The sequence below is a fragment of the Erwinia sp. S43 genome, assembly GCF_016624745.1.
GTDB classification, from domain to species: domain Bacteria; phylum Pseudomonadota; class Gammaproteobacteria; order Enterobacterales; family Enterobacteriaceae; genus Erwinia; species Erwinia coffeiphila.
In genome coordinates this window covers 92,843-117,209 of record NZ_JACVTX010000005.1, presented here as the reverse complement: position 1 = coordinate 117,209, position 24,367 = coordinate 92,843, and the positions used below count along the sequence as shown (strand labels likewise).

General features: G+C 54.3%; 25 protein-coding genes. 6 read left to right on the top strand and 19 right to left on the bottom strand.

Annotated elements, in window-relative coordinates; translation table 11 throughout:
- Positions 1–107: 107 nt before the first annotated feature.
- The 3 genes from mltC to mutY all read right to left on the bottom strand — a co-directional run bounded on the left by mltC (position 108) and on the right by mutY (position 2,627).
- Positions 108–1,187, bottom strand: coding sequence for a membrane-bound lytic murein transglycosylase MltC (gene mltC, locus IBT47_RS08655; RefSeq protein ID WP_200560120.1), 1,080 nt, complete (start codon positions 1,185–1,187; stop codon positions 108–110).
- Positions 1,188–1,266: 79 nt separating this feature from the next.
- Positions 1,267–1,539, bottom strand: a complete 273-nt coding sequence (locus IBT47_RS08650) for an oxidative damage protection protein (protein WP_200546306.1) — start codon at positions 1,537–1,539, stop codon at positions 1,267–1,269.
- Positions 1,539–2,627 carry an A/G-specific adenine glycosylase gene (gene mutY / locus IBT47_RS08645; RefSeq protein ID WP_200560267.1) on the bottom strand — a complete coding sequence of 363 codons (1,089 nt, stop codon included), beginning with the start codon at positions 2,625–2,627 and terminating at the stop codon, positions 1,539–1,541. The genes IBT47_RS08650 and mutY overlap by 1 nt, the downstream gene beginning before the upstream one ends.
- Before the next feature lie 299 nt (positions 2,628–2,926).
- On the opposite strand from mutY, the gene trmB reads away from it, so the two are divergent.
- The 3 genes from trmB (at position 2,927) to IBT47_RS08630 (ending at position 4,789) form a co-directional block, all read left to right on the top strand.
- Positions 2,927–3,646, top strand: a complete 720-nt coding sequence (gene trmB, locus IBT47_RS08640) for a tRNA (guanosine(46)-N7)-methyltransferase TrmB (protein ID WP_200546307.1) — start codon at positions 2,927–2,929, stop codon at positions 3,644–3,646.
- Positions 3,646–3,972, top strand: coding sequence for a YggL family protein (locus IBT47_RS08635; protein WP_105592385.1), 327 nt, complete (start codon positions 3,646–3,648; stop codon positions 3,970–3,972). Before trmB ends, IBT47_RS08635 begins: the two co-directional genes overlap by 1 nt.
- A 100-nt stretch (positions 3,973–4,072) precedes the next feature.
- The gene (locus IBT47_RS08630) at positions 4,073–4,789 is read left to right on the top strand and encodes a DUF2884 domain-containing protein (protein ID WP_105592384.1); all 717 of its coding nucleotides are present in this window, start codon (positions 4,073–4,075) and stop codon (positions 4,787–4,789) included.
- Between the two features lie 99 nt (positions 4,790–4,888).
- Here the strand turns inward: IBT47_RS08630 and hemW are convergent, their stop codons facing one another.
- From hemW to IBT47_RS08610, 4 genes are all read right to left on the bottom strand, one after another.
- On the bottom strand, positions 4,889–6,025 hold the full coding sequence (hemW, locus tag IBT47_RS08625; protein ID WP_200560119.1) for a radical SAM family heme chaperone HemW: 1,137 nt from the start codon (positions 6,023–6,025) through the stop codon (positions 4,889–4,891).
- A complete protein-coding gene (locus tag IBT47_RS08620; RefSeq protein ID WP_105592382.1) occupies positions 6,018–6,611 on the bottom strand; it encodes an XTP/dITP diphosphatase in 594 nt (197 codons plus the stop codon). The genes hemW and IBT47_RS08620 overlap by 8 nt, the downstream gene beginning before the upstream one ends.
- A gap of 86 nt (positions 6,612–6,697) precedes the next feature.
- Positions 6,698–7,237 carry a YggT family protein gene (locus IBT47_RS08615; protein ID WP_105592381.1) on the bottom strand — a complete coding sequence of 180 codons (540 nt, stop codon included), beginning with the start codon at positions 7,235–7,237 and terminating at the stop codon, positions 6,698–6,700.
- A gap of 8 nt (positions 7,238–7,245) precedes the next feature.
- On the bottom strand, positions 7,246–7,956 hold the full coding sequence (locus tag IBT47_RS08610; RefSeq protein WP_200560266.1) for a YggS family pyridoxal phosphate-dependent enzyme: 711 nt from the start codon (positions 7,954–7,956) through the stop codon (positions 7,246–7,248).
- Between the two features lie 15 nt (positions 7,957–7,971).
- Between IBT47_RS08610 and IBT47_RS08605 the strand changes: the two genes are divergently transcribed.
- On the top strand, positions 7,972–8,964 hold the full coding sequence (locus tag IBT47_RS08605) for a type IV pilus twitching motility protein PilT (protein WP_200560118.1): 993 nt from the start codon (positions 7,972–7,974) through the stop codon (positions 8,962–8,964).
- 104 nt (positions 8,965–9,068) lie between these two features.
- Here IBT47_RS08605 and ruvX read toward each other — a convergent pair whose 3' ends face one another.
- From ruvX to metK, 8 genes are all read right to left on the bottom strand, one after another.
- Complete coding sequence (gene ruvX / locus IBT47_RS08600) at positions 9,069–9,488, bottom strand: Holliday junction resolvase RuvX (protein ID WP_105592379.1); 420 nt, start codon at positions 9,486–9,488, stop codon at positions 9,069–9,071.
- Positions 9,488–10,051, bottom strand: a complete 564-nt coding sequence (locus IBT47_RS08595; protein WP_200560117.1) for a YqgE/AlgH family protein — start codon at positions 10,049–10,051, stop codon at positions 9,488–9,490. The genes ruvX and IBT47_RS08595 overlap by 1 nt, the downstream gene beginning before the upstream one ends.
- Before the next feature lie 90 nt (positions 10,052–10,141).
- Complete coding sequence (gene gshB / locus IBT47_RS08590; RefSeq protein WP_105592377.1) at positions 10,142–11,086, bottom strand: glutathione synthase; 945 nt, start codon at positions 11,084–11,086, stop codon at positions 10,142–10,144.
- A 119-nt stretch (positions 11,087–11,205) separates the two neighbouring features.
- Positions 11,206–11,937 carry a 16S rRNA (uracil(1498)-N(3))-methyltransferase gene (gene rsmE, locus IBT47_RS08585; RefSeq protein ID WP_200560116.1) on the bottom strand — a complete coding sequence of 244 codons (732 nt, stop codon included), beginning with the start codon at positions 11,935–11,937 and terminating at the stop codon, positions 11,206–11,208.
- An 82-nt stretch (positions 11,938–12,019) separates the two neighbouring features.
- A complete protein-coding gene (gene endA / locus IBT47_RS08580) occupies positions 12,020–12,733 on the bottom strand; it encodes a deoxyribonuclease I (RefSeq protein WP_200546313.1) in 714 nt (237 codons plus the stop codon).
- Positions 12,734–12,853: 120 nt separating this feature from the next.
- Positions 12,854–13,366, bottom strand: a complete 513-nt coding sequence (locus IBT47_RS08575; protein WP_200560115.1) for a SprT family zinc-dependent metalloprotease — start codon at positions 13,364–13,366, stop codon at positions 12,854–12,856.
- Positions 13,367–13,435: 69 nt separating this feature from the next.
- On the bottom strand, positions 13,436–14,833 hold the full coding sequence (locus IBT47_RS08570) for a sugar porter family MFS transporter (protein WP_105592373.1): 1,398 nt from the start codon (positions 14,831–14,833) through the stop codon (positions 13,436–13,438).
- A gap of 1,411 nt (positions 14,834–16,244) precedes the next feature.
- Positions 16,245–17,399 carry a methionine adenosyltransferase gene (metK, locus tag IBT47_RS08565; protein ID WP_105592372.1) on the bottom strand — a complete coding sequence of 385 codons (1,155 nt, stop codon included), beginning with the start codon at positions 17,397–17,399 and terminating at the stop codon, positions 16,245–16,247.
- Positions 17,400–18,263: 864 nt separating this feature from the next.
- On the opposite strand from metK, the gene speA reads away from it, so the two are divergent.
- The gene (speA, locus tag IBT47_RS08560; RefSeq protein WP_105592370.1) at positions 18,264–20,240 is read left to right on the top strand and encodes a biosynthetic arginine decarboxylase; all 1,977 of its coding nucleotides are present in this window, start codon (positions 18,264–18,266) and stop codon (positions 20,238–20,240) included.
- Positions 20,241–20,358: 118 nt separating this feature from the next.
- Here the strand turns inward: speA and IBT47_RS08555 are convergent, their stop codons facing one another.
- Genes IBT47_RS08555 through IBT47_RS08545 form a run of 3 tightly spaced genes read right to left on the bottom strand, consistent with a single transcriptional unit; the run spans position 20,359 to position 21,410 of the window.
- Positions 20,359–20,706 carry a hypothetical protein gene (locus IBT47_RS08555; RefSeq protein ID WP_200560114.1) on the bottom strand — a complete coding sequence of 116 codons (348 nt, stop codon included), beginning with the start codon at positions 20,704–20,706 and terminating at the stop codon, positions 20,359–20,361.
- Position 20,707: 1 nt separating this feature from the next.
- Complete coding sequence (locus IBT47_RS08550; protein WP_200560113.1) at positions 20,708–21,130, bottom strand: ribbon-helix-helix domain-containing protein; 423 nt, start codon at positions 21,128–21,130, stop codon at positions 20,708–20,710.
- Positions 21,108–21,410 (bottom strand): DUF4258 domain-containing protein, encoded by a 303-nt coding sequence (locus tag IBT47_RS08545; RefSeq protein WP_200560112.1) that lies wholly within the window; start codon positions 21,408–21,410, stop codon positions 21,108–21,110. The genes IBT47_RS08550 and IBT47_RS08545 overlap by 23 nt, the downstream gene beginning before the upstream one ends.
- A 279-nt stretch (positions 21,411–21,689) precedes the next feature.
- Here IBT47_RS08545 and speB point away from each other — a divergent pair, with 279 nt between their 5' ends.
- A complete protein-coding gene (gene speB, locus IBT47_RS08540; protein WP_200546319.1) occupies positions 21,690–22,610 on the top strand; it encodes an agmatinase in 921 nt (306 codons plus the stop codon).
- Between the two features lie 75 nt (positions 22,611–22,685).
- Here the strand turns inward: speB and IBT47_RS08535 are convergent, their stop codons facing one another.
- On the bottom strand, positions 22,686–23,957 hold the full coding sequence (locus IBT47_RS08535) for an OprD family outer membrane porin (protein WP_200560111.1): 1,272 nt from the start codon (positions 23,955–23,957) through the stop codon (positions 22,686–22,688).
- Between the last annotated feature and the right edge of the window lie 410 nt (positions 23,958–24,367).

The following is a 24,367-nucleotide window of genomic DNA, read 5'->3' as shown; positions in this document are numbered from 1 at the left end:
ATGAGGGATATTAACGAAATTTGGTGATTTAATGCGAAGCGTTGATGGTGGCGACAGGCGACGGTAAGGAGTGCGGGGCGCAGCAGCGTGCGCCCCGTGGGATAAGGCTAGTAGCGGTGATAGCTCTTCTGCGCGTTATTCACTTTATACAGATAACGACGAGACTCAGCGGAAGGGTGGTTGGTAGTCAGCTGCTGATAAACGTCCGACGGCGACAGGTTGTTAATCTTGCTGAAGGCGGTGTCTTTATCGCTGGAGAACACCCGTAGCACGCTGCCCGCGCCACCGTTATAGGCGGTGATAACCGCATAGCGGCGCGAGGTCGGGTTGCTGATACCGGCAAGGTAGTTACCCTGCAGCAGTGACAGATACGCCGTACCGGCATCAATGTTGTTGGCCGGATCGAGCAGGTAGCTGCGGCTTGGTTTGCCCCATTTACCCTTCATGCGGAACACGTCAACGCCCGCGGTGTGCTGCACCACCTGCATCAGTCCCAGCGCATCGGCATGGCTGACCGCATAGGGGTTGAAGCTCGATTCGATCTGCATAATCGCCAGAATCAGCGATTGATCAACGCCGTATTTTTCAGCGGCCTGACGCACCAGCGGCAGGTATTTGTGTGCACGCTTATCGAGGTGGTTCGGTACCATCGGAATGGTTACGGACCAGATCACGTGCAGCCCCGAGGTGCGGCGCTGGAGCTTGTTCTTTAACAGATAGTCTGCAAAGTTTCCGGCGCGGCCCTGCCAGCGAATCGGCTGGCCGGTGTTATCCAGCACCTGGCCGTAAAGCAGCGGCTCGCGGCTGATCTGAATATCGTTGGCGTCGGAATAGAGATCGACATTACCCGGATCGTCGCCGATCAGCAGGGTGGTAATAATCGCCTGGCGCAGGCTGGCCATCGGATCGGTACCGGCGATCGTCTCAATGGTGATGCTACCGGCGTCAAAGTTGATGTGGCTGCGGGTGTAGTATTGATCGCTGTACTTCACGTAGTCTTTCGGACCGGCGATCAGCACCTCATTCATACCCCAGATATTTTCGATGTTGTGGGCAAACTGTCCCATCAAAATATCAAAGCCGTTGGTGTCTTTCACCCATTCTTCATGGTAAGCATTCTGCTTTTTGCCGGAGCAGGAGACCAGCAGCGGTGCGATAATCAGCAAACTCAGGAGTTTTTTATTCATCTTTCAGTGTATTGCCCACAATGTAGAAGGGCCTCATCATCAAGGCCCAACGTATGCCTGCTTCGCCAGTCAGGTTGCGTTACTCTGCTGGCGGTGTGTAACCTTCGATATGCACTTCTTTACCTTCGAACAGGAACTTGATCATCTCCTGCTCCAGCTGCTTACGGTCTTCAGGATTCATCATGCTGAGTTTCTTTTCGTTGATCAGCATGGTCTGCTTGGCCATCCATTTTGACCAGGCTTCTTTTGAAATCTCGTTATAGATGCGCTTACCCAGATCGCCCGGGTAAAGCTGGAAATCCTGTCCATCGGCGTCACGTTGCAGGAACGTGCAAAAAATAGTTCTGCTCATTACTCTTCCTCTTCTTCTGTAGCGCGAGCACTCAGCACCATTTGTTGTGGCTGGCGCAGCTGCTGTAGCAGGCGCTCTACCGGCGCGGCCAGCCCCACAGAGGGCGGCTGCGCTAAGTTATACCAGAGACCCGGACCATCATCCATTGCCGCACGGGGCGATGGCAGATCCAGCCACATAGGCACAATATCCAGGTGGAAATGGCTGAAGGTATGGCGGAAGGCGATCATCTGGCGCAGATGCCGATCGTCAATGCCGCGCTGGCGAAGCGCCTTGCGCAGCTCTTCTTCGGTGGCGAACTGTGGGAAACAGTATAGCCCGCCCCAAAGACCGACAGGTGGGCGCTGCTCAAGCCACACGTGCTGGCCCTGCTGCATCAATAGCAGCCAGCCGGTGCGCTCCGGGATGGTCTGTTTCGGCTTTTTACCGGGGTATTTTGCCCAGCTGCCGTGGGCGGTGGCGATGCAGCCGTTCTTCAGCGGGCAGATCTCACATTTGGGTTTGGAACGGGTGCAGACCATCGCGCCCAGATCCATCATCGCCTGATTAAACTGGCTGACCCCGACCGCTGGCGTCACCTCGGTGCTGACCTGCCACAGGCGTTTTTCCACGTCTTTCTTACCCGGCCAGCCGTCCACGGCGTAGCAGCGGGCCAGCACGCGCTTCACGTTGCCGTCGAGAATGGGGAAGTGTTTGCCCAGCGAAAGGGAAAGGATCGCCCCGGCAGTGGAGCGGCCAACGCCTGGCAGATCGGCGACTTCCTCAAAGGTTTGCGGGAAGATGCCACCGTGTTTTTCCACCACCGTTTTCGCCGCCTTGTGCAGATTGCGGGCGCGCGCATAGTAACCGAGGCCGGTCCACAGATGCAGAACCTCATCCAGCGGCGCGGCGGCCAGATCGCTGACGGTGGGGAAACGCGCGATAAAGCGCTCGAAATAGGGGATCACCGTGGCCACCTGCGTCTGCTGCAGCATCACTTCAGAGAGCCAGACGGTATAAGGGGTTTTATCCAGCTGCCACGGCAGGGTTTTACGGCCATAGAGCTGATACCAGTCCAGTACCTGCTGTGCGAACTGCGACGCTTGCATCATGTAAACCACGATCTCTTGTTTCAGTTAAATCAGGCAGGAATTCCAGCACAGACCAAAGGGTGTGTAAACCGGATAATCGCTGCATTTTGTTATTGGACAGGGGCTTTGTGCCACTTTCTTGCCCTTAAGCGAAACGAAGCGCCTTCACCGGGCGATCTCCACTGGCTGAAAGGCTGGCAGCAGCTATACTGGCAGCCATTCGGGCAATACCGTTCCGTTGGCAGGGCGATCTTTATGTTTTCACCCGCTGAAGGCATAATGCCCGCTTTCCAAAGTGCACAGCGGCAGGCAGAACGATGAAAAATGATGTTATCTCACCGGAATTCGATGAAAATGGCCGCGCAATGCGCCGTATCCGCAGCTTTGTGCGCCGCCAGGGCCGCCTGACCAAAGGTCAGCAGCAGGCGCTGGATACGCTGTGGCCGGTAATGGGCGTGGAATATCAGCCGGAGCCGATCGATTTCACCACTCTGTTTGGTCGCGATGCGCCGGTCGTGCTGGAAATCGGTTTTGGTATGGGGGCGTCGCTGGTCAGCATGGCGGCGAGTAACCCGCATCAGAATTTCCTCGGTATTGAAGTGCATTCACCCGGCGTGGGCGCCTGTCTGGCGACGGCGGAAGAAGCTGGCGTGACCAACCTGCGGGTGATGTGTCACGATGCGGTGGAAGTGCTGGAGAATATGATCCCGGATAACTCCCTGCGCATGGTGCAGCTGTTCTTCCCGGATCCGTGGCATAAAGCGCGCCACAATAAGCGCCGTATCGTGCAAGTACCGTTTGCCGAGCGCGTAATGCGCAAGCTGAAGCTGGGCGGTGTGTTCCATATGGCGACCGACTGGGAAGCCTATGCTGAGCATATGCTGGAAGTGATGAGCAGTATTGACGGTTACAAGAATCTGTCGGAAACGGCTAACTGGGTGGAACGCCCGGAGTCACGTCCGCTAACGAAATTTGAGCAGCGCGGCCAGCGTCTTGGCCACGGTGTGTGGGATCTGATGTTCGAGAGGGTTAAATAATGGCTACACAACGCAGTCGTCGTCTTCGTAAGAAAATGCACATTGATGAGTTCCAGGAGTTAGGTTTCTCCGTGGGCTTCAGCTTCGCAGAAGGGACCAGCGGAGAGAGCATCGACAGCACCGTTGATGCCCTGATCGAAGAAGTGATCGAACCTAACGGCCTGGCGTTTGACGGCAGCGGCTATCTGCAGTGGGAAGGTCTGATCTGCCTGCAGAAAATCGGTAAATGCACCGATGAGCACCGCGAGCTGGTCCGTAACTGGCTGGAAGCGCGTAAGCTGAATGACGTGAAAGTCACCGAACTTTTCGACGTCTGGTGGGACTAAAAGATCAGGGTTAACCAAACGACGGGCGGATAACATCGCTCATCGAATCAAGGGCGATCGCGTTTACCGGTCGCCCTTTGTCATTTAAGGAGCAAAATTCATGCGAAAAACGCTAATTGGCGGCGCACTACTGCTGCTGGCAGCCGGTCAGGCGCAGGCGGATTATCAGTGCAGCGTTAATCCTCAGGATGATGTTGTTATCTCGCCTGCGCAGGTGCAGGTAGTCGGGGCCAATGGAAATCTGGTGATTACGCCGCAGGGCGAGGTACAGCGCAACGGCCAGCCGGTCAGCGTGGATAATGCCACCCGTCAGAAAGCCATTGATTACCAGAATGCGCTGCGCCGCGACCTGCCGTGGATTGATAATGGTGCGAAGCAGCGTCTTGAGAAAGGCCGCGTGGCGCTGGATCGGGTGATTGTGGAAAAACTGGGACAAAACAGCAACGTGCGCCAGCGTCTGACCACGCTGGATGGTCAGCTTAAGCAACAGATGAACCGTATTATTGAGCATCGCAGCGACGGTCTGACTTTCCACCATCAGGCGATTGAGCAGGTGCGCCAGGACGGCGAGCGGCTGGTACAGAGCGCGATGGGCGGCGTGGTGCAGGACAGCCTGAATGAAATGGGCCGCAAGCAGGCCAGCGGCAACGACAACCCGTTACAGGCGATTATGGGCAACCTGGGGGGCTTACAGCAGGCGATTCAGGCCGAATGGAGCAATCAGGAGCAGGATTTCCAGAACTTCGGTCATGAAGTCTGTAATCGCGTCACCAGTCTGGAAACGCAGCGCAAGTCGCTGGTGGCCGCGCTGAACTAACCGCTGGCGGGCAGGTTGACCGAAAGTCTTTGCCCGGCCAGCATCAGCATGGATACCCGCCGTCGGATGCGCGGGTATCCATCATTTTTCCTGAAGAAATTATTCCGCCAGGAACAGCTCAAGCAGCGAGTTCAGGAACAGCTTTCCTTTCTCGGTAATCTGCCAGTATTCCGCCGTTTCCGTCAGATAGCCTTTCGCCAGCGCCTCATCCAGCTGCGCGCGCACGCTGCTTTCCGGCAGGCCGGTATAGCGCTGATACTCCGCGCGCGGTGCGGCTTCCAGCAGGCGGAAGCGGTTCATAAAGAACTCGAACGGCTTATCGGCATCCGCTACGTCGTGGAGCTTATCCAGATATTTACCGGCCATAAAACCGCGCGGATGGCGGGTTTTGGTGGTGCGGATAATTGTGCCGTCCGGCTGGGTCAGCTTGCCGTGCGCGCCGCAGCCAATTCCCAGATAGTCGCCAAAGCGCCAGTAGTTGAGGTTGTGCTCGCAGCGATAGCCGGGTTTGGCATAGGCCGAGGTTTCATACTGTTGATAGCCCGCCGCGCTTAGCAGCTGGTGGCCCTGCTCGAAAATATCCCACAGGTCGTCATCGTCCGGCAGGCGCGGCGGCCGTGAGGCGAACAGCGTGTTCGGCTCGATGGTCAGCTGATACCACGACAAATGCGGCGGATTCAGCTCAATCGCCTGGCGCAGATCGTCCAGCGCCTCTTCCAGCGACTGGTCAGGCAGGCCGTGCATCAGATCGAGGTTGAAACTGCGCAGGCCCAGACTTTCGGCCAGCTTTGCTGCACGTTTGGCTTCGTCCGGGCCATGAATGCGCCCCAGCCGCTCCAGTTTCTGCGAACTAAAGCTCTGCACGCCGATGGAAATTCGGTTAATCCCGGCGCGCTGATAGCCGCTAAAGCGGTCGGCTTCAACGGTGCCCGGGTTGGCTTCCATGGTGATTTCCGCCGTCGGCGACAGCGGCAGACGCGCACGCACGCCGTCCAGCAGCATCTGCATCGCTTCGCTGCTCAGCAGGCTGGGCGTGCCGCCACCGATAAAGATGGTGCTGACTTCACGGCCTGACGTTAACGGCAGGTCGTCATCCAGATCGTTAAGCAGGTGCTGCACGTACTCTTCGTGCGGCACCTCACCCTTTAACGCATGGGAGTTGAAATCACAGTAGGGACACTTCTGTACGCACCACGGAATGTGAATATACAGGCTCAGCGGTGGGAGATTAGCCATTCTTCATGGCGTCCAGCAGCAGGTTCAACGCTTTACCGCGATGAGAAACCGCCCGCTTTTCGTCCTTGCTCAGTTCTGCTGCCGTTTTTCCCAGCTCCGGCACATAGAAAATCGGGTCGTAGCCGAAGCCACCCTGGCCCGCTTCGCTGCGTGCAATTTCACCTGCCCAGCTGCCGTGAAACACCAGCGGCGTCGGGTCGGCGGCGTGGCGCACGTAAACCAGCACACAGTGGAACTGCGCCTGGCGCTGCCCGTCCGGCACGTTTTCCAGCGCAACCAGCAGCTTATCGAGATTTTGCTGGTCGCTGGCGTCCAGGCCCGCGTAGCGCGCGGAATAGATGCCGGGCGCGCCGCCAAGGGCATCTACCGCCAGACCGGAGTCATCGGCGATCGCCGGCAGGCCGGTGATTTCCGCCGCGTGGCGTGCTTTAAGAATGGCGTTTTCAATAAAGGTCAGGCCGGTTTCTTCGGCTGACTCCACGCCCAGTTCCGTCTGCGCCACGATATCCAGGCCAAACTCAGCCAGCAGATGGGCCAGCTCACGAACTTTACCGGGGTTGCCGGTGGCGAGTACGACTTTTTGCATATTACATCCAGAAAATTAATCAGAAACTATCAAAGCGGAGGCGCTGATGCTGCCGGTAGCAGGCAGCATCAGCGTTGCAGACTCAATCAGAACTGCGCCCAGCCCGGAATATATTCCAGACCGATGAAGTTCAGCGCATACAGAATCAGAATCACCACCATCGCCGAGAAATCGATTCCGGCCATCGGCGGGATAATGCGGCGGAACGGTGCCATTAGCGGCTCGGTCAGCTGCATCAGCACAAAATCAACCGGGTTGCGCCCCTGGCTGAACCAGCTCATCAGGGAACGAATAATAATCACCCAGAACACCAGTACGCCTGCGGCCTTCACCAGAATCACCAGGCCCAGGTAGAGGAAAATCGGGTCCGGGTAGAACAGGCGCAGTGCCAGCGGCCCCAGCAGGACGCTAATGATATAGGCAACCAGCAGCGAGGCGGTATCAATCGGTCCGATGGACGGAATAATGCGCCGCAGCGGTTTAATAATTGGTTGAGTGATTTTCACCACAAACTGTGAAAATGGGTTATAGAAGTCACATCGCGCCCACTGCATCCAGATGCGCAGTAACAACACTTTGATGTATATGGCAATCACCGTTGTTACCAGAAAAATCAACGCTAGCATGAGGTTCCTCAGTTGTTGTGATTAGCGACGCTGCCATAATCGCGCGCGCCGAAGATTGCGGTGCCAATACGCACCATGGTACTGCCCGCCGCAATCGCGGCGTCCATGTCGTCACTCATTCCCAGAGAAAGTGTATCCACCTCAGGATAATCACTTTGTAGTTCTTTGAGCGCTGCCGCCATCTGCTGGCACACCGCCAGCTGACGCTCGTACTCCGCCTCCGGTGCGGGGATGGCCATCAACCCGCGCAGGCGCAGACGCGGCAATTGTGCCACGGCCTGTGCCAGCGCCGGTAATTCTGCCAGCGTAATCCCGGACTTACTTTGTTCATCGCTGATGTTGACCTGAATCAGCACGTTCAGCGGCTCGGCATTGTCAGGTCGCTGTTCATTCAGTCGGGTGGCGATGCGCAGACGATCGACCGTATGGCACCAGTCAAAATTCTCCGCTACCAGCCGACTTTTGTTGGATTGCAGGGGACCGATAAAGTGCCATACCAGATTGAGATCGGCCAGCAGCTGGATCTTATCCACCCCTTCCTGCACGTAGTTTTCACCAAAGCAGCGCTGCCCGGCCGCCGCGGCTTCTGCGACGGCGCTCGCAGGTTTGGTTTTGCTCACTGCAAGCAGCGTAATTTCCTGTGGATCGCGGCCGCATTGGCTTGTCGCCGCTGAGATCCGCTGGCGGACTTGCTGTAAGTTGTGCTCAATCGAAGTCATAGTCAGGGAAAAAATATGGATATTGAAGAAATTGTGGCCCTTAGTGTAAAGCATAATGCAGGAGATCTGCATCTCTGTAGTGGCTATTCGCCATTCTGGCGAAAGCATGGGCTGCTGGAACCGTTAAGCGACTGGGCAGAAGTCAGCAATGCCAGCCTGGAAAAGTTTGCGGAAACGACCCTGACCAAAACGCAGAGGGAGGAGCTGACTCAGCAAGGCCAGCTGGATTTTGCGCTGACGCTGGCCGGAGTTCGGCTGCGTGCCAATCTGTTTCGCCAGCGCGGCGGGCTGTCGCTGGCGCTGAGACTGATTGCCAGTGAGTGCCCCAGTAGCGCTTCGCTGCATCTGCCTGCGGTGGTTGCCTCGCTGGAACAGCAGAGCGAGGGGCTTATCCTGATCACCGGTGCGACGGGCAGCGGTAAATCCACCACGCTGGCGGCGCTGATTGACAGTATCAATCAGCAGCAGCAGCGCCATATCCTGACGCTGGAAGATCCCATTGAGTTTCTGCATACCAGCCGCCGTTCGCTGATCCAGCAGCGCGAGCTGGGAGCGCACTTTTCCTGTTTTGCCGACGGGCTGCGGGCTGCGCTGCGTGAAGATCCGGACGTTATTCTGCTGGGTGAACTGCGCGACAGTGAGACCATCCGGCTGGCGCTGACGGCGGCGGAAACCGGTCACCTGGTGCTGGCCACGCTGCACGCGCGCGGTGCAGCGCAGGCGGTTGAGCGGCTGGTGGATGTCTTTCCCGGTGAGGAGAAAAACCTGATCCGCAGCCAGCTTGCAGGTAGCCTGAAAGCCGTAATAGCCCAGCGGCTGGTGGCGGCGGAGCGGGGAAGGGTGGGACTGTTTGAAGTGATGGTGAACTGCCCGGCCGCGGCCAATCTGATCCGCGAAGGGAAAACGCACCAGCTGCCCGCGCTGTTGCAAACCGGCAGCCAGCAGGGAATGCAAACCTTTGAACAGAGCCTGGCGGAACGTCAGCGACAGGGGCTGCTGCCGGAGTAAAATGTGCTTCAGGGGGAACGTCAGCATATGTATCTGCATCAGCACCAGCATAGCCGACAGCCGGATACTCTGGCCGGAATGATATTCAGGCGTTATGCGGCGGGTTAATAGTTATTCTCAAACCAGCTTTCTAAAATGATCACCGCTGAAAGTGAATCCACGCTGCCCTTGCTCAGCGCGCGGAAGCCGCCGCGTTCGAACAGTTCGGCACGGGCTTCCACCGTGCTGAGGCGCTCATCGTGCAGATCGACCTGCACGCCAAAGCGGCCATGCAGGCGGTTGGCAAACTTGCGCGCTCTGGCGGTCAGTGGCTGTTCGGTGCCGTCCATATTCAGCGGCAGGCCAACGACAACGCGGTCCGGCTGCCACTCTTTCAGCAGCGCTTCAATTTTGTTCCAGTCCGGGATGCCGTCCTGTGCTTTCAGCGCGGTCAACGGACGGGCGGTGCCGGTCAGCTGCTGTCCAATGGCCACGCCAATGCTTTTGGTGCCGAAGTCGAACGCCAGTAGCGTCATTGTGCTCATCAGGCGTGTCCTGCTTCGCTGGTCATTTTGTAAATATCAATGCCAATGCTTTTGGCCGCTTCTCGCCAGCGTTCGGCAATTGGCGTGCGGAACAGAATATTGCTGTTCGCCGGAGCAGTCAGCCAGGCGTTTTCCAGCAGCTCGTCTTCAAGCTGGCCTTTCTCCCAGGAGCAGTAGCCCAGCGCAACGAGCACCTGCTCAGGTTGATCCGGCGTGCCGAGGGTTTCCAGTACATCACGCGAGGTGGTGACGATGGTGTTATCGGAAACGCGAATGCTGGAGGCAAAAGTGGTCTGCGCCGAGTGCAGTATAAAACCGCGATCTTCGGCCAGCGGACCGCCTGAAAAAACCGGTTTATCCAGTCTGACCTCGGGGTCACGCGGTGTAGGCATAATCTTTAATTTTTGCAAAATGCCATCAACCGTCAGGTTTTCCATCGGTTTATTGACGATAAGCCCCATCGCGCCATCATCGTTGTGCTCGCAGATATAGACGACGGAGCGCTTAAACAGAGGGTCCTGTAAGGCCGGCATGGCAATCAAAAAATGATGCTGTAAATTCATACTTTATATTCTGTTATTGGATTAACCATCCGCTGCTGTCGTCGGATGGTTAATGGGTGAGCCGTGGGGCATCCTGCCCCGGCGTGGCGGTCAGGCCAGACGCTTTTCAATGGCATCCATCAGCATTCCGGTAATCGAAATCGGGAACGCTGACTCAATTTCACGAATGCAGGTTGGGCTGGTGACGTTAATTTCGGTGAGCTTGTCGCCGATAATGTCCAGGCCGACAAAAATCAGACCTTTCTGCTTGAGGATTGGCCCTACGCGGCGGGCAATTTCCCAGTCGCTTTCGGTTAGCGGACGTGCTTCACCGCGACCACCGGCAGCCAGGTTACCGCGTGTTTCACCGGATTTAGGAATACGCGCCAGGCAGTAAGGTACCGGCTCACCGTCCACCACCAGAACGCGTTTGTCGCCGTCTTTAATCGCTGGCAGATAATTCTGCGCCATGCAGTAGAAGTTACCGTGCTCGGTCAGCGTTTCGATAATCACTGACAGATTCGGGTCTTCCTGCTTGATGCGGAAAATCGATGCGCCGCCCATGCCGTCCAGCGGCTTGAGGATGATATCGCCGTGCTGCTGCCAGAACTCACGGATCTGGCTGGCGTTGCGGGTGACCAGTGTGTCCGGTGTCAGCTCGGCAAACCACGCAGTGAACAGCTTTTCGTTACAGTCGCGCAGGCTCTGCGGTTTGTTCACGATCAGCGTGCCTTTCTCTTCCGCACGCTCAAGGATATAGGTGGCGTAGATAAACTCGGTGTCAAACGGCGGATCTTTACGCATCAGCACCACGTTCAGATCGGCCAGCGCTATATCCTGCTCGCTGCCGAATTCAAACCATTTGTCGTAATTCTGCTCAACGCTCAGCAGACGGGTACGCGCCCGGCCTTCGCCGCCGCGCAGATAGAGATCGTTCATCTCCATGTAGTGAATTTCGTAACCACGGCGCTGTGCTTCCAGCAGCATCGCAAAGCTGCTGTCTTTTTTAATATTGATGGAGGTGATCGGGTCCATCACGATGCCAAGCTTAATCATTCTTCTCTCCAGTGGTAGCTAACGTGCCGTGTCATAGTTTTCGGCTCTGCAGCGTCATTGTCGCTTGCAGGTTCGCCAGGATATCGGTTTCGATACCGCGGTTGTTAAGCACAATGGGCTTAGCCCAGATCGCCAAATCGAACCTGTAGCGCGGTAATTGCCGTCAGGGCGGTCGTTTCGGTGCGCAGCACGCGCGGTCCTAACAGAATATCGGTAAAGCCATAGCCTGTCGTCATGCTGATTTCATCAGCAGAAAGACCGCCCTCCGGGCCTATCAGCAGGCGTACGCGTTCAACCGGCAGCGGCAGCGTATTAATGCTGTGCTCCGCACGCGGATGAAGATTTAGCTTCAGGCCGCTGTCCTGCTCTGCACACCAGGTTTCCAGCGTCATCGCGTTGCGTACTTCAGGTACGCTATTGCGGCCACACTGTTCGCAGGCGGCAATGACAATTTTCTGCCACTGCTGGATTTTCTTCGCCAGCCGTTCCGCATCCAGCTTTACGCCACAGCGTTCAGAAAACAAGGGGGTAATGACATTAACGCCCAGCTCAACGGCTTTCTGGATGGTGAATTCCATCTTTTCGCCACGCGACATGACCTGGCCGAGATGCAGATGCAGCGGGGATTCGCGGCTGTCCGCGCGGCTTTCGGTGATTTTAACGCGCACGCTCTTTTTATCCGCATGGATAATCTCAGCAGAAAAAGTCAGATTAGTGCCATCAAAAAGCTCTACGGCCTGGCCCGGTCCCATGCGCAGCACGCGACCAACGTGGTTCGCCGCATCTTCACAGAGGGCAACTTCGCTTCCTGCCTGTAGCGGCTCGGGGTGATAAATGCGCGGTACTCGCATAGCAATCGATAATCCTGTAAAAGTGGGAGCCTCACTATCCGGCCCCTTAAGAACGGCTGTTGTGCAGTTTAGGTCAGTGATTTTACCGCTGGCAAGCCTGCTGTACATAGGGGTTGTGATTTCCCTGCACGCGGGCAATCCGATTGTCGCGCTCGCATTCCCATGCGTTAACCGGATAAAGCTTGTTCCAGGCGGTCATCAGCTGCGTTTGCTGTCGTGACATTTGCAGCTTATAGGTATCGCGCATGTAGAACCAGGTGCGGGCAATCGCACCACGGGCGCGGGCGGGTGGCTCTGCCAGCTTGTTTTTGAAGTCGACCTTCATCGCGCACTGGCCGTACTGCTGTTCGCCGCCGTTCCACTGCCCGTACATAAAGTTGCCGCGATCGCCGTTAACTTCACCGATGGCGGGCTGCAGATTGTGCAGATCGGTTTCCATCCGGCGGTATTCATCATCTTTTGCGCAGTTTTTGCGTCCGCCATCCTGCCAGCACTGGCGCTGGTGGCCAAAGCTCCATGCCGGAACCACATGTTCCCACTCGATGCGCTCGGCCCGGTTAGCGTTTTTTCTAACCTGATAGCCGCAGGAGGCGAGGTCGGGAACGCCTTTCTTGCCCTGCCAGGTGATTTTGCAGCCGCAGTAAAAAGATCCAGGCGCATCGGCGTTGATCTGTGCCGCATAGGCTTTTGCCTGACTGAAGTTATTTTGATGATAGTTGTCCAGGCTCAGCGCCTGGGAAGAAAAGACGGGAAGCAACAGTGAAAAAGCCAGCGAGGCCAAAATTTTGCGAGACATATTCCAGAAATTCTGTGATCCGTGAGAAAGCTCGGAGAGTAACAGAAGTTCCAATAATAACGAATAATTAGCTTATAAATTAGCCTGATACTGTCGGGTGTTTGCTCGGTTTTCGCACTTTTAAGCGCTTTTAAATTCACCCGGCTGCAAAATGTCACCGCAGTGCAGGCAGCGGTACTCACTTTCACCGCGAACCACGCGATTATGCCGCCGAACGGTCAGCTGATGCTGCTGGCAGCGGCAGCGATAGGGGAAGGCCTGGCTGCGCACGGAAGCGATAGCGAACTGATGCGTGCGGCGGGCCGGAACCTCCAGCACGCTCTCCATCATCCATTTCCACTCTTTGCCGTGGGGCGCTACGCGGCCAAAGTGCTTCCAGACCAGTAAATGCGCCAGCTCATGTGGAACCACTTCATCAATAAATGCCTGCTGATTTTCCAGCAGCAGTACCGGATTAAGGCGGATTTCCCAGTCCTGTAGCCAGGCAGTGCCGGCTGCCGTGCCGCGCTGCTGATAAACCAGCCGAGGTTCGGGATAATTGCGTTCCAGCCGTTGATTCGCCAGCTGCAGTTTTTCACGCAGCGTGCGCATAACGGACTGCTGCAGGGCGATAGGGAGTCGTTGGGATTTCATAGCGCAGAGAATACGGTGGCGGGAAGAGAGAAGCAATAAGACGGCCGGATTGCTCCGGCCGTAGGATGATCAGTCGCGGGAACCGATATCACGCAGTTTTTTACCGCTCAGCAGGTTACGCTCGATATGTTCCAGAGAAACGCCTTTCGTTTCCGGGATCAGGCACAGCGTCAGCACGATAAAGAATAGGTTAAGTGCGGCATACACCCAGAAGGTGTTGGCGTTACCCAGCGTATTCAACATGGTCAGGAAGGTGGCCCCGACGATCATGTTGGCGATCCAGTTGGTGGTGGTGGAAACCGTAATACCGAAATCGCGGCCTTTCAGCGGCTGAATTTCAGAACACAGTACCCAGATCAGCGGACCAGCGCTCATCGCAAAACCAACGATAAACATCAGCAGCATACCAATCGCAAAATACTGCGCCGCTGCGGAGTTAATGCCGATATGCAGCATGGTCCCCAGAATGCCCATACCCAGCGCCATCACCATAAAGCCGAGGATCAGCGTTGGCTTACGGCCCCAGCGGTCTACCAGACCAATAGCAATAAATGTCGCCAGTACGTTGATCAGGCCGACGATAACCGTCCCCCACATCTGCTGGGTGGTGTTGGCGAAACCGGCAATTTCAAAGATTTTTGGCGCGTAATACATGATCACGTTCATGCCCGTGAACTGCTGCATTACCTGCAGCAGGATGCCGAGCCACACCGCGCGGCGGAAGTTGCTGTTGTCTTTAAACAGTTCCCAGCCGGACTGCTTGATTTTCAGGCTTTCACGGATTTCATCCAGCTCGCGCTTTGCCTGTTCGCTGGTGTCACGCAGGCGATCCAGCACACGCTGCGCATCGCGGAAGTTACCTTTCGCCGCCAGCCAGCGCGGGCTGTTTGGCAGGAAGAACACGCCAACCAGCAGCAGCAGGGCAGGAATGGTGATCACACCCAGCATCCAGCGCCATTCGCCGCTATAGCTGAATGCAGTATCGGACAGGTACGCACCCAGAATACCGATGGTAATCATCAGCTGGTAGAGCGAGATCATGCTGCCACGAATTTTCTCCGGCGCGATTTCAGACAGATACAGCGGAGCGGTATAAGACGCAACGCCAACGGCCAGGCCAAGCAGAACGCGGGCAACGATCAGCATTTCCGGGTTAGGTGCCAGTGCGGACCAAAGCGAGCCGATAACAAACAGTACGGCGCCGATCATCAGGCTTTTTTTACGGCCAAGATAAGACGACAGCCAGCCGCTGCCGATGGCACCGATGGCGGCACCAAACATCATGGAGCTGACGATCCACTCCTGCTGGTGAGCGGTGACGTTGAAATCTTTCGAGATAAACGGCAGGGCACCGGCAATCACGCCGATATCCAGGCCAAACAGCAGGCCGGCCAGGGCAGCAAGGAAACAGACGAAAAGGGTCATAGCCTTGTTCGAGGTTCTGCTGTGAGTTTTTGTTCCAGGCATGATGCCTCCATTAATGACTGCTTTGTATTGCTATCAATGTTAGACAACCTGCTTCCATCAGACTGTGCGTTATGTCACATCAGTGTAATCGGTTACACTTGCTGTGTTAGGTTAAAGCTTAGGCAAGGTGCATAAACCGGCCTTTTAATCTGTATTTAACGATGTTTTGTTGTATTTTTTCTCACTGTGATTAATGGTTGCCGGATGTTTCTGAAAATATAATATTTTGTATATTTATGGCAATGAGCTGATGTCTTAAATATAGGAAATATAGAGTGTTTGTTTGTGTAACCGATACCAATTTAGCGCATTGGGTTACTTAGAGTGTGGCTAGTTGTGCGGGTGTTAATTTTTGGTTGCGGAATGTGTTTGTGGATGTTGAAAATGGCTGATGGGCTGATGGGCTGATGGGCTGATGGGCTGATGGGCTGATGGGCTGATGGACGTAGGTTACTATGGAGATTGCGCTGGCTGGCTGTTCCCTCGCCCGGATGGTCCTCACGCCACGCTTTGCGTGGTGCCTTCACTACGTTCGTCTGCCTGTCGGACCGCCAAAGACGGGCCGTCCATGGCCCGGCTTTGTCTTTCGTCCGCGTCCATGCGGCCGAATCCTGGCTTCCTTTCTCCGCTCAGCGCTGCGGATTATCCGGTCGGGTGAACAGTCAGCCTGCTGTGCTGCTTCCGTGATGCATGCCGGATGTGAAAAAAGCTAGCACGACGCTCGATGGAGGGGACCAGTTGGTGTCCAGATATGTCTGAACGCCAGCAACAAACGTTCTCAAGGGAATAAACGTGGGCGATTTAAATCCTGGCTTCCTTTCTCCGCCCAGCGCTGCGGATTATCCGGACGGGGGGCCAGTCAGCCTGCTGTGATGCTTCCGTAATACATGCCAGATGCGAAAAACAGTGAGCACGACGCTCGATGGAGGGGGGCAGGTTGCAGTCCAGATATGCCTGAACACCTGCAATAAACGTTCTGAAGGGAATAGTTGTTTGTAAAACCGCGACTCTGAAGGTAATAGAGAACAGCCTCTGCCGCGGGTACCGGGCAATCCGCAGCGCTGAGGCGTAGGCAGCAGGCCAGGAGATGCCAGCAGGGAAGCTGGCGTCAGGCGAAGCCGGGCAGGACGCCCGTCTTCGCCGGTCCGGGAGGCCGGATGCCGAAGCCGAAGGCACCACGCGAAGCGTGGCGCGAGGACGCCCGGTACCCGCGGCAGAGGCTGGGCACCCTCGCACACACGATACAGCGAAGATATGAGGACGCCCGGTATCCGCGGCAGAGGCTGGGCACCTACTCACAGCGAGCAGCCAACCCAACCCACAGACCAAAAAAAAACCGCCATCTAAAAGACGGCGGCTTAATCACGCTGGAGGGCAGCCCGAAAGCACCCTCAGCACAGCGGCAGAAAACTTATTTCAGACCGGCAGCATCGCGCAGCAGAGCGGCTTTGTCGGTTTTTTCCCATGGGAAATGTTCGCGACCAAAGTGACCATAGGCCGCAGTTTCGCGGTAGATCGGATGCAGCAGATCCAGCATCTGAATCAGGCCGTAAGGGCGCAGATCGAAGAACTCGCGCACCAGCAGAGTCAGCTGCTCGGTAGAGACTTTCTCTGTGCCGAACGTTTCCACCATGATGGAAGTTGGCTCTGCAACGCCGATAGCGTAGGAGACCTGAATCTCGCAGCGGTCGGCCAGACCGGCAGCCACGATGTTTTTCGCTACGTAACGCGCAGCGTACGCCGCTGAACGGTCAACTTTTGATGGATCTTTACCGGAGAACGCACCGCCACCGTGGCGAGCCATGCCGCCGTAGGTATCAACGATGATTTTACGACCGGTCAGACCGCAGTCACCCATTGGGCCACCGATAACGAAACGGCCGGTCGGGTTGATGTGGTATTTGGTGCTGGCATTGATCCACTCAGCGGGCAGAACCGGCTTGATGATCTCTTCCATCACGGCTTCTTGCAGATCTTTCTGCGAGATGTCTTCGGAATGCTGAGTAGACAGTACCACTGCGTCGATACCGACAATTTTGCCGTCATCGTACTGGAAGGTGATCTGGCTTTTCGCATCCGGGCGCAGCCACGGCAGGCTGCCGCTTTTACGGACTTCAGACTGGCGCTGCACCAGACGGTGTGCGTAAGTTACCGGAGCGGGCATCAGCACGTCGGTTTCATTGGTGGCGTAGCCGAACATCAGGCCCTGGTCACCGGCACCCTGCTCAAGCGGATCGGTACGATCAACGCCCTGGTTGATGTCAGGAGACTGTTTACCAATTGCGCTCAGTACGGCGCAGGAGTTGGCATCAAAGCCCATATCGGAATGAACATAGCCGATATCGCGCACGGTTTGACGGGTGATCTCTTCGATATCAACCCATGCACTGGTAGTAATTTCACCACCAACCAGCACCATGCCGGTTTTTACATAGGTTTCGCAGGCCACGCGTGCTTTCGGATCCTGCTCGAGAATTGCATCGAGCACGGCATCGGAAATCTGGTCGGCGATTTTATCAGGATGTCCTTCTGATACGGACTCGGAAGTAAACAGGTGTTTAGCCATTATATTCTTTACCTTACTAATACGGGTTGAAGATCGACTGCATAGCGCAAAAAATGGAGATTAGCCTGAAATTCAGGACAGATATCTGTTCTTAGCGCCCCCCTCAGGCAAAGCCATGAGCAATGATTATCCTTTTCAGGGATATCGCCCCCGTAGTAACGGAGGTAAATCAAAGACGCTTAGAAGTTAACCAGTATAGATGGATTAACATCTGGATGGCTATTTTAGGTTACACGTTAAGCGGATTGCCAGCATTTTTTACCGGGGAGAGTTTTATCATTTGTAAAAAGTGGAAAATTATCCTGACAGATATCCCAACCGGCACATTTAGATTTTGCAATTTTAGTCACGTAGCTGTATAAAACGGCGCTGCCTTTGAGCATGATTTGAGGCACGCAACTGACCCGCCAGCAATGAAAAAATACGCGCTGGTATTCACCCGCAGTTTTTGGTTTTTCCACGCACCGGTCGGTGTGTGTGGAGGTGACAACAGTAATGAACCACGGTGTTTCACTCGTTCAATTACGCCGTTCCGGCGTGTTCAATATCCCTTCATGCGGTACGACTTCCTGTACTACTTGCCGAAACTTTGTGCGCATTGGTAACAATCCCGACACCAGCGCCGGTTAATCTGCTTCTGACGTTGTGACCAGGTTCTCTCAGATTTACCTGAGAGTTGTCTCTATTGGTTTTCTGACCCGTTATACGGAGTCCGCGACGTGTTTTACAATGTTATACTTCAGAAACCGATTTTAGCGGTACTTCAGTCTGCCAGGCTGAACATCCCGGTAATTGATGGGTTATCGTCACAGGTTAATTCTGCGGCGGCTTGCCGTTTTGCTTTACTACAATTTGAGGTTCGCAATGTCTGACGACATAAAGAATGTAATGGGTTCGTCAGCGGGCGAACAGGGTGTTCTCCGCTCCATGCAGGAGGTGGCCATGAGCGATCAAGAAGCCAGCAAAATGCTGCGTACTTACAATATTGCCTGGTGGGGCAATAACTACTATGACGTCAACGAACTGGGCCACATCAGCGTTTGCCCGGACCCCGACGTCCCTGAAGCGCGCGTTGACCTGGCGAAGTTGGTAAAAGAACGCGAAGCCAACGGCCAGCGTTTACCGGCGCTGTTTTGCTTCCCTCAGATCCTGCAGCATCGCCTGCGTTCAATTAACGCGGCCTTCAAGCGTGCGCGCGAATCCTACGGCTATCGCGGCGACTACTTCCTGGTCTATCCGATTAAGGTTAACCAGCATAAGCGTGTCATTGAATCCCTGATCAACTCCGGCGAACCGCTGGGTCTGGAAGCCGGTTCCAAGGCAGAGCTGATGGCGGTACTGGCGCACGCCGGGATGACCCGTTCAGTGATCGTCTGTAACGGCTATAAAGACCGTGAATATATCCGCCTTGCGCTGATCGGCGAAAAGATGGGCCACAAGGTCTATCTGGTGCTGGAAAAAATGACCGAAGTCCAGCTGGTGTTGGAAGAAGCGGAACGCCTGAATGTCGTGCCGCGCCTCGGTATCCGTGCGCGCCTGGCTTCACAGGGTTCCGGCAAGTGGCAGTCTAGCGGCGGAGAGAAATCGAAGTTCGGTCTGTCGGCGACTCAGGTGCTGAAGCTGGTTGAGATCATGCGCGAAGCGGGGCGGATGGAAAGCCTGCAGCTGCTGCACTTCCATCTGGGATCGCAGATGGCCAACATTCGCGATATCGCCACCGGCGTTCGTGAATCGGCGCGTTTCTACGTTGAGCTGGCGAAGCTTGGTGTGAATATTCAGTGCTTTGACGTCGGTGGTGGTCTGGGCGTTGACTATGAAGGCACGCGTTCCCAGAGCGATTGCTCGGTGAACTACGGCCTGAACGAATACGCCAACAACGTTATCTGGGCGATTGGCGATGCCTGTGAAGAGCATAACCTGCCGCACCCGACGGTGATCACCGAGTCCGGCCGTGCGGTGACCGCGCATCACACCGTGCTGGTTTCCAATATCATCGGCGTTGAGCGCAATGAGTTCAGTACCCCACAACCGCCAGCCGGTGATGCACCGCGCCCGATTGTCAGCATGTGGGATACCTGGCAGGAGATGCACGAGCCGAACAACCGCCGTTCGCTGCGCGAATGGCTGCATGACAGCCAGATGGATCTGCACGATATCCATACCGGCTATTCGCAGGGCACCTACGATCTGACTCAGCGCGCCTGGGCCGAGCAGCTGTATCTCAACATCTGTAACTATATTCAGCAGCACCTGGACCCGAGCAACCGCGCGCACCGTCCGATTATTGATGAACTACAGGAGCGGATGGCGGATAAGATTTACGTCAACTTCTCACTGTTCCAGTCAATGCCGGATGCGTGGGGTATCGATCAGCTGTTCCCGGTACTGCCGCTGGAAGGGCTGAACAAAGTGCCGGAGCGCCGTGCGGTGCTGCTGGATATCACCTGTGACTCGGACGGCACCATCGATCACTATGTTGACGGTGACGGAATTGCCACCACGATGCCGATGCCGCAGTACGACGTGGATAACCCACCGATGCTGGGCTTCTTTATGGTCGGTGCGTATCAGGAGATCCTCGGCAACATGCATAACCTGTTCGGTGATACCGAAGCGGTGGACGTGTTTGCCTTCTCCGACGGCAGCGTGGAAGTTCAGCTGTCTGACGAAGGGGATACCGTAGCGGATATGCTGGAGTACGTGCAGCTGAATCCTGCCGAGCTGCTGACGCATTTCCGCAACCAGATTAAAGAAAGCGATCTCGATGAGGAGCTGCGCGCGCAGTTCCTGGAAGAGTTCGAAGCGGGCCTGTACGGCTATACTTACTTAGAAGATGAGTAAGTAATAATAAGGCTGAACGGTTATCCGTTCAGCCTTATCTGAGCTTTATATGACATGAGAGTCTGTAGCTTTTATTAAAAAACATCCTGTTGTAAACGATAGCGATATTATGGATGAGCTAAAGCTTCAATAAACGGTTGGTGAATTTTTCATCCTGGGGCCAGTCTACAGAGAGAGTACCTCTTTCCATTAATGCTCCAAGGCATGAACGAGAAAGTTCGTCCTCGCTGTACTCCTCGGCAGTTTTCTTAATCAGTGGAATGCTTTCCTTCGAAGTAAGAAGGTATTCTGACAGCAGTTCACCGATCTTATCGTAAAACAAATTTGCTTTGTTCTGACCATAAACATCACACATCACATCGATCATGGCTGCAATTTTATGGCTCGGTCGATAGCTGATAGTGACATATTCACTGCTGTTGCTGTTAGCCAAACGTTCATTGATAACCTGAGAAAGTTTTTTCATTTTATTTTTTCACACTTGAAGAAAGAATTGATTTGATATCATCATGTTCTTGAGAGTAAAAATTCTGTTGCTGGTAATATTTATTTTCCACCTGACCGATTTGTCCATTAGGATCGATTTCGTATAGCCAGCTTTTATCAATGGATAATGAATTATTTAATTCAGGATTACGTTTATCTGCCTCTGATGCCAGCAGGTAGCGAGTATCGAAATTTTCAACATCCTGATTGAAGAATTTATAGACAAGAGCTTCAATAGCTGCATTAACGACCTGAGAACGCGTATCGTCGGTCAGTGCAGCCAGTTCATCCAGAATCGCCAGGTCAACTTTATTGATTTTTATGTTTAATTTAGTCGGGGTGCTTTTTGTCTGGCCTAAAGATCCCTGCCCAAAATGTTCTTCATTTATCGTAATGTTTTTCATGGCTGTTTTTTCTCTTTTTAACATCGAACGAATTATTATAGTAAGCAGTGATAAGCATCTCGTTCACTTCAACAATTGTCAGTCCACCTCGGCCCTTCAGTTTTTCGAGTTGCTGGAGAAGACCAGATAATGTCCCCATCATCGCGGTAATTGTTTTTTTATCCAGAATAACTTTTTCTCCATCGCCTGAATCTGAACCAAATTTAAGTGCGATATCAATCAAAGCCTGCTGAATACATCTCTCATTCATTCGTTTGTAAGCATGTCGTGTCAGATTCATAGCGCCTCCAGGTGATGAAAAGAGTATGAGGTCACTTTTTGATTTCGTCAATAGTCTAAATTTGACTATTTTGATCGGAGGCTGATTTTTTAGGACTGAATGGGGTAAGCGCTTCACACGCATTCCCCTGAACATGCTAAAATAGAGGCATAATCTGGTGTGATATTTCGTTCACCAACCTCAAATCCCTTTCTCGTCGGGCCTAACGACGCGGCGGGGATTTTTTTTCATCTGTAGCGAGCCGTCAGCGCTGGCTGAACAGTCAATTAAGGAGCCGTTATGCACAACACTTTGGGTAATCAATATGATAACTCTCTGGTTTCAAATGCATTTGGATTTATGCGTTTCCCGGTCAACTTCCAGCCGTACGACAGCGATGCCGAATGGGTGATTACCGGCGTACCTTTTGATGCTGCGACTTCCGGCCGCCCGGGCAGCCGTCTGGGGCCGGGCGCTATTCGTCAGATCTCGACCAATCTGGCGTGGGAAGGCTGCCGCTGGCCGTGGCAGTTCAATCTGCGCGAACGTCTTAACGTGATTGACTGCGGTGATTTGGTGTATGCCTTCGGTGATTCACAGGATCTGAGCGACAAGCTGCAGGCGCATGCAGAAAAGCTGCTGGCGAACGGCAAACGCATGCTGACCTTCGGCGGCGATCACTATATCTCACTGCCGCTGCTGCGCGCGCACGCGAAAACCTTCGGTAAGATGGCGCTGGTGCACTTCGATGCCCACACCGATACCTATGACAACGGCCCAACTTTCGACCATGGCACCATGTTCTATACCGCGCCGAAAGAGGGCCTGATCTCGCCGGAACATTCGGTGCAGATCGGTATCCGCACCGAATTTGATCGCTCTTTGGGCTTTAACGTGCTGGATGCGGCGCAGGTTAACGATCGCAGCGTCGACGACATTCTTGCTCAGGTGAAACAGATCGTCGGCGATCTGCCAATCTATCTGACATTTGATATCGACTGCCTCGATCCGGCTCACGCGCCGGGGACCGGTACGCCGGTTATCGGTGGGCTGACCAGCGATAAAGCCACCAAACTGATCCGCGGCCTGCAGGGAATGAACATTGTGGGAATGGACCTGGTAGAAGTGGCGCCAGGCTACGACCAGTCGGATATCACTGCTCTGGCAGCGGCAACGTTGGCGTTAGATATGCTGCACGTTCAGGCGGCTAACAAAGGCTAAGCCCGCTAACGACTGTCGCACAATGGCGTGCGGCAGTCGTCTTTTCTTCTGTCATTTCGCGATGAAATAACTTCGTTAAAACGCGCTAAACGGGTAATCAACGTATACGCGAACCTCGTTACCCCCGACGTTATAATCACTGGCGTTGCTGGATACCCGCAGTATGGAATAACGCAGGGTCAGCTTCAGGTCTTTCGCCGGACCGTTTTGCACCTGATACTGAATCTGGTTAAACCACTCGTGTTCCTTGCCGTTGCGGGTTTCAGCGGTTTTAATGTTATCTCCGCGAACATAAGCGGTGGTCCAGCTCATTCCCGGCACGCCAATACCGGAAAAATCCAGCCCGTAAGAAGCCTGCCATGAACGCTCGCCTTCACCATCAAAATCCGACCAGTAGGAGTTGGACAGCCAGATAGTGTTACCGCCGTCGCCTGTGCCACCAGCATTGCGATAGCCGCCGTATTGATAACCGGTACTGCCGCTGCTGTGCTGATAAGCCAGTTCGAAGGTTTGAACATCCCAGATGTAGCTCGCCGCCAGGCTCCAGATGGTATTATTGCGGCCGGTATCGAGCCTGCGCGCATAGTCGGAATCAAGACGCGAGTTATAGCCATTGAAGTCGAGTATCAGCTTTTGTTCATTGCTGAATGGCTGATTGTAGGTCATGCCAAGATACTGTTTTTTAAGCACGTCTTTAACATCGGAAGCATAGGCCGAGCCGCTGAATCGATCGCTGAACTTATAGCTGGCACCGCCGAATGACAGGCTTTTCAGGCTGCTGTTGTGGCGGTCGTCGCTTTTACGCTGCTCGTCCGTGAAGTAACCGGCGTTGATCTCCAGCCCGGTAATTTCTTTCGAGTTCAGCATTGTTCCGGTATAGGTTTCCAGCAGCAGGCGTGAGTCATCGGCATAGAGAATGGGCAAAATGGGGTACTGATTACCGTAGCTCAGTACGGTGTTCGAAATGCGCATTTTGGCGGTAGCGCCAAATTTTGCCAGATCGCGTTTAGCCCGACCGCCGTCGTTCCCCTGTTTGAAGAAGTCGATGCCGCTGGCGCCGCTGCGACCGCGACCGCCGTCAAGGCGAACGGCGTACTGCGCGATGCCATCAACACCGAAACCAATCAGCCCTTCGGTATAGCCTGAATGGAATTTGGTAATAGCACCCTGGCCCCATTCGGCTTTATCCTGCACGCCGTTGCGGTAATCACGGTCAATATAAGCGTTACGTAACAGCAGGTCTAAATGACTGTCGGCGATAAAACCTTTGCTGCCTGCTTGCTCACTGGCGATGGCCGGTATTACGGCACATAAGTTTAATGTAATTAATAATAGTTCTTTTTTCACTGGAGTTAATTCTCTTGCTGAATAATATGAAATATAAATTTTATCCTGATGGTATTCACCACAGGTTAAGCGATTGCAATCGTTAAATACCTATTAGGCCCAGGCTCAGAGCGCTATGCAAGAACTTTGTAATTGAATTTCCTGCAATGTTTGCTTTGGGATTTCTTAATGAAGGTGAAATAAAGTGCATAAATGGATGGGTTATGATTTTTTATAATTTCTGGCGGAGATGAAACTGTCGGTAGTCTGAATTGTAATTTGAATAATTAACACGTCGTGCGATTCAGTCGGAAATTTATGCTTTGTTAATATCTTTTGTATTAAATTTATAATCTATGTTTATTATTAATCGAACTATCTTCAACGTTGTTTTCAATGCGTGGACTGTCAACCTGAGTTTGCTGCTCATT

Coding starts and splice junctions, on each gene's coding strand:
- mltC (WP_200560120.1), bottom strand. CDS start 1,187: ATGAATAAAAAACTCCTGAGTTTGCTGATTATCGCACCGCTGCTGGTC.
- IBT47_RS08650 (WP_200546306.1), bottom strand. CDS start 1,539: ATGAGCAGAACTATTTTTTGCACGTTCCTGCAACGTGACGCCGATGGA.
- mutY (WP_200560267.1), bottom strand. CDS start 2,627: ATGCAAGCGTCGCAGTTCGCACAGCAGGTACTGGACTGGTATCAGCTC.
- trmB (WP_200546307.1), top strand. CDS start 2,927: ATGAAAAATGATGTTATCTCACCGGAATTCGATGAAAATGGCCGCGCA.
- IBT47_RS08635 (WP_105592385.1), top strand. CDS start 3,646: ATGGCTACACAACGCAGTCGTCGTCTTCGTAAGAAAATGCACATTGAT.
- IBT47_RS08630 (WP_105592384.1), top strand. CDS start 4,073: ATGCGAAAAACGCTAATTGGCGGCGCACTACTGCTGCTGGCAGCCGGT.
- hemW (WP_200560119.1), bottom strand. CDS start 6,025: ATGGCTAATCTCCCACCGCTGAGCCTGTATATTCACATTCCGTGGTGC.
- IBT47_RS08620 (WP_105592382.1), bottom strand. CDS start 6,611: ATGCAAAAAGTCGTACTCGCCACCGGCAACCCCGGTAAAGTTCGTGAG.
- IBT47_RS08615 (WP_105592381.1), bottom strand. CDS start 7,237: ATGCTAGCGTTGATTTTTCTGGTAACAACGGTGATTGCCATATACATC.
- IBT47_RS08610 (WP_200560266.1), bottom strand. CDS start 7,956: ATGACTTCGATTGAGCACAACTTACAGCAAGTCCGCCAGCGGATCTCA.
- IBT47_RS08605 (WP_200560118.1), top strand. CDS start 7,972: ATGGATATTGAAGAAATTGTGGCCCTTAGTGTAAAGCATAATGCAGGA.
- ruvX (WP_105592379.1), bottom strand. CDS start 9,488: ATGAGCACAATGACGCTACTGGCGTTCGACTTCGGCACCAAAAGCATT.
- IBT47_RS08595 (WP_200560117.1), bottom strand. CDS start 10,051: ATGAATTTACAGCATCATTTTTTGATTGCCATGCCGGCCTTACAGGAC.
- gshB (WP_105592377.1), bottom strand. CDS start 11,086: ATGATTAAGCTTGGCATCGTGATGGACCCGATCACCTCCATCAATATT.
- rsmE (WP_200560116.1), bottom strand. CDS start 11,937: ATGCGAGTACCGCGCATTTATCACCCCGAGCCGCTACAGGCAGGAAGC.
- endA (WP_200546313.1), bottom strand. CDS start 12,733: ATGTCTCGCAAAATTTTGGCCTCGCTGGCTTTTTCACTGTTGCTTCCC.
- IBT47_RS08575 (WP_200560115.1), bottom strand. CDS start 13,366: ATGAAATCCCAACGACTCCCTATCGCCCTGCAGCAGTCCGTTATGCGC.
- IBT47_RS08570 (WP_105592373.1), bottom strand. CDS start 14,833: ATGCCTGGAACAAAAACTCACAGCAGAACCTCGAACAAGGCTATGACC.
- metK (WP_105592372.1), bottom strand. CDS start 17,399: ATGGCTAAACACCTGTTTACTTCCGAGTCCGTATCAGAAGGACATCCT.
- speA (WP_105592370.1), top strand. CDS start 18,264: ATGTCTGACGACATAAAGAATGTAATGGGTTCGTCAGCGGGCGAACAG.
- IBT47_RS08555 (WP_200560114.1), bottom strand. CDS start 20,706: ATGAAAAAACTTTCTCAGGTTATCAATGAACGTTTGGCTAACAGCAAC.
- IBT47_RS08550 (WP_200560113.1), bottom strand. CDS start 21,130: ATGAAAAACATTACGATAAATGAAGAACATTTTGGGCAGGGATCTTTA.
- IBT47_RS08545 (WP_200560112.1), bottom strand. CDS start 21,410: ATGAATCTGACACGACATGCTTACAAACGAATGAATGAGAGATGTATT.
- speB (WP_200546319.1), top strand. CDS start 21,690: ATGCACAACACTTTGGGTAATCAATATGATAACTCTCTGGTTTCAAAT.